Raw genomic sequence first — 3,959 nt, forward strand, 5'->3', positions numbered from 1 at the left:
ATGCTGCATTACGACGTGAGATGGTGGGGTCTTATCACGTTTGGTGTGTATGCGGCCATGTGGTTTGTCGAACGTTTAGTGCCTATTAGTGGTACCGCAATGGATGTGGTCTATATCGCGTGCGCTGCTTATCTGGGTTATATCTGGACTATCAAGTACAAAGGTAGTGAGTTTGTGCCCTTTACCTATATGGAGACCATTTTTTGCCTGATTGCCATGCTCTCTAATTACCTCGTGTTTTTTGTCGTGCGCTAAGTTGCCACCGCGCAAAAGAAGGGATGAGCTATGAAAAAGATCATCAACGCACCTGAGAACTATACCGACGACATGCTGCGTGGTATTTACGCAGCTCATCCTGAGGTTACGTATGCCGAGGATGACCTGCGCTGCTACTGCATTGCCAAGCCCAAACCCAACAAAGTTGCCATCATCACGGGCGGCGGTACGGGACATTTACCCCTTTTCTTGGGTTATGTAGGCGAAGGTCTTATCGACGGCTGCGGTGTTGGTGGCGTCTTCCAGTCTCCTTCAGGTGAGCAGATCTATAACATTGCTAAGCAGGTTGAGACAGGTGCCGGCGTGTTGTTCCTTTATGGTAACTACACGGGTGACATCATGAACTTTGACATGGCAGCCGAGATGCTTGATATGGATGATATTGAGACTCGTTCTATTGTCGGTGCCGATGACGTCAATTCCAACGCAAATCCGGAGGCGCGTCGCGGTGTTGCAGGCATTTACTTTATGTACAAGGCCGCTGGTGCCAAGGCAGACCAGGGCGGTAGTTTGGATGAGGTTCTTGCAGCTGCAAAGAAGGCTGGAGACAATGTCAGGACCGTTGGTTTTGCTCTGGCTCCTTGTATTGTGCCTGAAGTTGGCAAGTCTAACTTCACGCTTGGGGACAAGGAGATGGCCTTTGGTATGGGTATTCACGGTGAGCCCGGCGTTTGGAATGGTCCCATCAAGACTGCTGATGAGCTAGCAGAAGAGTCGCTTGACCTTATCCTCAAGGATATGCCTGTGGCAGAAGGTGAAGAAGTTGCCGTACTTATCAACGGCCTAGGCTCCACCTCTGGCGAGGAACTCTATATTCTCTTTGATTCGGTCCATCGCTATCTTGATGCCAAGGGTATTAAGGTCTACAAGGCTATTGTCGGCGAATATGCAACCTCAATGGAAATGATGGGCGCCTCTATCTCAATCTGCAAGATGGATAACGAGCTTAAGGGCTATGTTGACTACCCCGTGAACACGCCCTTCATCTGCCAGAAGTAAGAAGTGTCTGGGACAAGTAGGCTCTGCTTGTCCCTTGTTATACGCAAGGAAGGAATCTGTATGGACAAGATGGGCGTAGAAGACGTTATTGAGATGTTTGAGAGCGTGGCGGCTATTTTTGCTGAGAAGAAAGAAGAGCTCTGCGAGATGGATGCCGCTATGGGCGATGGTGACTTAGGTCTGACGATGAATAAGGGTTATGCGGCGCTGCCTGGTTTGTTGCGCGATAACTCTGCTGAGGGCGATATTGGCAAGATGCTCGCAAAAGGTGGCATGAAGATGTCTTCTGTTGTTCCGTCAACAATGGGCACTTTGATGAGTTCAGGCATCATGGGCGCGGGCAAGGCGCTCAAGGGTAAGACCGAGCTTGAACCTGCTGACCTTATAACCTTCTATCGTGCTTTTGCTGATGGCTTGGCAAAACGTGGCAAGACTCAGTTGGGCGACCGCACTATTCTTGATGCGCTGGATGCAGGTGCAGTGAAAGCTGCAGAGGTAGATCCTGCAGAAGGCTTCTTGGCTGTTGCCACTGCCGCAGTTGAGGGTGCCAAAGCCGGTGTTGAGGCTACCAAGGATATGATTCCTAAGTATGGTAAGGCTGCAGTTTTTGCTGCCAAGGCCAAAGGTATTGCGGACCAGGGTGCGGTAGCTGGTTGCTACCTTGATACAGCCATCTTGAACTACTTCCAGGCTAAAAGCGCTTAGCCTATCCCTTTTTGGTAGGCGCGATGGATCTTTTGGCTGTCGCGTACGTTTTTCTCGTTCTTAAAGGAGGCCCCATGCTATACAACGACCCTAAAACCTTTCGCGAGGATATGCTCAAAGGCTATGAAGCTGCCTATCCTGAATATATTGTTCAGGTGCCAGGTGGCGTAGCTCGTGCTACTGAAATGCCTGAGGATAAAGTTGCTATTATCAATGGCGGCGGCTCGGGCCACTATCCCGCATTTTGCGGTATTGTTGGCGATGGATTTATGGATGCAACCGTGGTAGGTAATGTTTTTACGTCACCTTCCACCGATGATGTTTTGCAGGTAGCAAAGTCTGTTGAGCACGGTACCGGTATCTTTATCCTTGGTGGTAACTACGCTGGTGACAAGATGAATTTCAATCTTGCGCGAGACGCCTTGCGTGAGGAGGGAATCGACGCGCGCACCTTCTTCATTACCGATGACGTCGCTGCTGCAAAGCCCGAAGAATGGGAAAAGAGACGTGGCAACGTCGGCACTTTTACCGTATTCAAATCGGTGGGTGCTGCTGCAGCTGAGGGCAAAGGCCTTGATGAGCTTGAGCGCGTGGCAAAGCTCTCCAATGATCGTGTGCGTACGATGAGCATAGGTTTCCGCGGCTGCACATTGCCGGGCGAGAGTGCGCCTTTGTTCAATGTACCTGCAGGTAAAATGGAAATAGGTCAGGGCATTCATGGCGAGCCCGGTGTTGGTGAAGCAGACCTTGCCTCTGCAGTTGAGGTGGCAGAACTGCTGGTAGATCGCGTCTTGGCAGAGGCTCCAGCAGATGACAACAAGCGCATTGCCGTTATTCTTGATGGTCTCGGATCCACCAAGTATGAAGAGCTCTTTGTGGTGTGGGGCACAGTGCGTGAGCTGCTTGAAGAACGCGGATATACCCTGGTTGAACCTTTGGTAGGCGAGTTTGTTACCAGTCTTGATATGGAAGGCATCGCGCTTTCTGTTGAATTCTTAACCGATGAGTTGGAGCGCTACTGGAAAGCCCCTGCATCTACTCCCGCATTCCGCAAGGGTGCAAGCGAAGGGCTGTCCGGTGCTCGTCGTGAGTATGTTGCAGTAGTCAACGCAAGCAAGAGTTACGCTGCGGGTTCCGAAGCTTCTCGCGCAGCTGCGTCCTATATTGTTGATGCGTTTGACCGCGTGAAAGCAGCGATTGCTGAGGCCGAGCCTGAACTTGCAAAGATTGATGGCGTAGCAGGTGATGGCGATCACGGTCGCGGCATGGTAAAAGGAACAACTTTTGCTGCTGAGGCAGCAAGTGAGGCGTATGACGCAGGTGCTGCTGCAGGCTCTGTGCTTATCGAAGCAGGTAAGGCTTGGGCATCTAAGGCTGGAGGCACCTCGGGCGTGTTGTGGGGAGAAGCCCTCGAAGCTGCTGGCAAAGTTGTGGGAGACAACGCAGACAGCTACGATGCCACGATTGCGGCAGCTGCAACCAAAGCTGCATATGAGCGTATGCTTGAGCTTGGCGGCGCACATCGTGGTGACAAAACCATGCTTGACACCCTTATTCCTTTTGCCGAAGCACTTGAGGCTGAGGCACAAGATGGATCTTCTCTTGCTGATGCGTGGGCAAGGGCATCTGAGCTTGCCAATCAGGCTGCCAAGGATACGGCACAGCTTGTCCCCAAGGTTGGTCGCGCGCGTCCTGCGGCGGAGCGTAGTTTAGGCACACCCGATGCGGGAGCCGTGTCAATGGCTTTGGTTATTCGCACGGTGATGTAGTGAGGAGATAGCGTACGAGTAGACTCTACATAATCTAGAATGCTGCGCGACGTGAGTGTCTTTCTTGCTTGTGTTCTCTAGCAAATGAGGATGATACAAAAAAACAAGAGGGATGTTTTGGGCTGACTCCGAAAAACAGGAGTCAGCCCTCCTCTATATAAAGGGTCAAGTAAAAAAGAGGGGTTTATACTTTGGTTTATAGTAAGCAGT

The 3,959-nt window shown here is 51.3% G+C and carries 4 protein-coding genes; all 4 read left to right on the forward strand.

What is annotated here, in order from left to right; all coding sequences use genetic code 11:
* A partial coding sequence (locus Q0X25_RS07685) for a hypothetical protein (protein ID WP_298580827.1) occupies positions 1-255 on the forward strand: 255 nt, incomplete at its 5' end.
* A 30-nt stretch (positions 256-285) separates the two neighbouring features.
* Positions 286-1,275, forward strand: a complete 990-nt coding sequence (locus Q0X25_RS07690) for a dihydroxyacetone kinase subunit DhaK (RefSeq protein ID WP_298580830.1) — start codon at positions 286-288, stop codon at positions 1,273-1,275.
* A gap of 60 nt (positions 1,276-1,335) precedes the next feature.
* On the forward strand, positions 1,336-1,980 hold the full coding sequence (locus Q0X25_RS07695) for a dihydroxyacetone kinase subunit L (RefSeq protein WP_298580833.1): 645 nt from the start codon (positions 1,336-1,338) through the stop codon (positions 1,978-1,980).
* A 74-nt stretch (positions 1,981-2,054) separates the two neighbouring features.
* On the forward strand, positions 2,055-3,749 hold the full coding sequence (locus Q0X25_RS07700) for a dihydroxyacetone kinase family protein (RefSeq protein ID WP_298580836.1): 1,695 nt from the start codon (positions 2,055-2,057) through the stop codon (positions 3,747-3,749).
* Positions 3,750-3,959: the final 210 nt, after the last annotated feature.

The sequence above is a fragment of the uncultured Olegusella sp. genome (assembly GCF_947253395.1).
Classification (GTDB): Bacteria; Actinomycetota; Coriobacteriia; order Coriobacteriales; family Atopobiaceae; genus Olegusella.

Bases quoted from the DNA above. Each gene is read 5' to 3' on its own strand.
- Q0X25_RS07700 (WP_298580836.1), top strand. From the start codon at position 2,055: ATGCTATACAACGACCCTAAAACCTTTCGCGAGGATATGCTCAAAGGC.
- Q0X25_RS07695 (WP_298580833.1), top strand. From the start codon at position 1,336: ATGGACAAGATGGGCGTAGAAGACGTTATTGAGATGTTTGAGAGCGTG.
- Q0X25_RS07690 (WP_298580830.1), top strand. From the start codon at position 286: ATGAAAAAGATCATCAACGCACCTGAGAACTATACCGACGACATGCTG.